Source organism: Candidatus Cardinium hertigii, from assembly GCF_003788695.1.
The window spans coordinates 3,534-5,159 of record NZ_RARA01000025.1 but is presented as its reverse complement, the minus strand read 5'-3'; the positions used below and the strand labels follow the sequence as shown (position 1 = coordinate 5,159).

The following is a 1,626-nucleotide window of genomic DNA, read 5'->3' as shown; positions in this document are numbered from 1 at the left end:
TAAAATACCTCTTAAATAATAACCGGTTCGTTTACGTAATTTTCTAGCACGTTTTAAAAAGAAACGCAAATCAAATTTTTTATTTAAGCAAGCTTTGGTTAACCCAAACAAGTCAGTTGCGACTTGTTTTAAACTTTCTCCTAAGTTTTTAACAGTATTATGGGCACTATGGGCAAGCCTTTCAAAATATCTAGCTAAGTGAGACCAGCAAATTTGGCGTTTTGATGGACTAAAATAGTTATAGACTGGGTCTTTCTAAAAGATTGTGTAAAATGATTTTCGTTGTTCTATATTATATGAAAATTAACTACTATGATTATGCAATCAAAAAAGAAAGATCCTATTAACCCAAAACTCCAAGCAGCGATAGATTTATTGTTAGAAGGAGGAGCAGACTTATCGACTATCTTTAGCCAAGAAGGTCTATTAAAAGTTTTAACGAAAAATATAGTAGAACGAGCCCTTGGGGCAGAATTAGACGATCATTTAGGCTATAGTAAATATAGTAGGAATGAGTCTGATAATTCGAGAAATGGCAGTTATACCAAGCGCTTAACTACAGATCATGGCGCAATAGATCTGGATGTTCCAAGAGACAGATCAGGTACATTTGAGCCTATAATCATACCTAAACAACAGAGAAGAATAGATGGCCTTGACCAGAAAATTCTATCTTTATATGCCAAAGGGATGAGCTTATCTGATATAAAGATACAATTAGAAGAATTATATGGTGCCACTATAAGTGAAAGTTTGATAAGTAAAATCACTGATAATGTGATGGATGAGGTTGTTCTATGGCAAAACCGTCCTCTTGAATCAGTATATGCTATAGTATACTTTGATTGCCTTGTAGTAAAAGTAAGGCAAGATAAGCGCATTATCAACAAATCGGTATATGTTGCTTTAGGTATAGATTTATCTGGAATAAAAGATATTTTAGGACTATGGATCAGTGAAAACGAGGGGTCTAAGTTTTGGCTTGGTAACTTAACAGAATTAAAAAATAGGGGCCTTAAAGATATATTAATTGCTTGCAGTGATAACTTATCAGGGATGTCTGATGCTATACATGCAGTTTACCCGAAAACAGAACATCAACTCTGTATAGTTCATCAGATTAGAAACAGTTTACAATATGTGTCCTATAAAGATCGTAAAGAAGTAGTATCTGATTTACAGTCTATTTACAAGTCATCCACTGAAGAAGAGGCATATAATGCTTTAGTGGCATTTGATACTAAATGGAGTAAACGATATCCACATATTGCCAAATCCTGGTATAACCATTGGGATAATTTGATACTTTTCTTAGATTATCCTGAGGATATCCGGCGGGTTATTTATACTACTAATAGTATTGAATCTGCTAATAGTCAGTTTCGAAAGGCTACAAAAAATAAAAGAGTCTTTCCTAATGATAATGCTGTTTTTAAGATTTTGTATTTAACCGTGGCTTACATGACTAAAAAATGGACTATGCCCATTCAAAATTGGAATAGTGCTAGGGCTCACTTTATGATTAAATTTGAAGGCAGGATTTAATTGCCTTATGTCTATTTACACAATCTTGTAGAAAGACCCTATAGATACATACCTATCGCTGACTATTGTTGCATGTTTACC

At 33.6% G+C, this 1,626-nt stretch carries 1 protein-coding gene and 1 pseudogene (1 of these 2 cut by a window edge); one reads left to right on the top strand and one right to left on the bottom strand.

Annotated features, from left to right (window positions below; all coding sequences use genetic code 11):
- Positions 1-243 (bottom strand): annotated as a pseudogene (locus EDM02_RS05995) (IS66 family transposase); its annotated part reaches 183 nt to the left of the window's first position; the annotation flags it as partial.
- Between the two features lie 75 nt (positions 244-318).
- Between EDM02_RS05995 and EDM02_RS03200 the strand changes: the two are divergent.
- Positions 319-1,545, top strand: coding sequence for an IS256 family transposase (locus EDM02_RS03200; protein ID WP_123663052.1), 1,227 nt, complete (start codon positions 319-321; stop codon positions 1,543-1,545).
- The last annotated feature ends 81 nt before the right edge of the window (positions 1,546-1,626 follow it).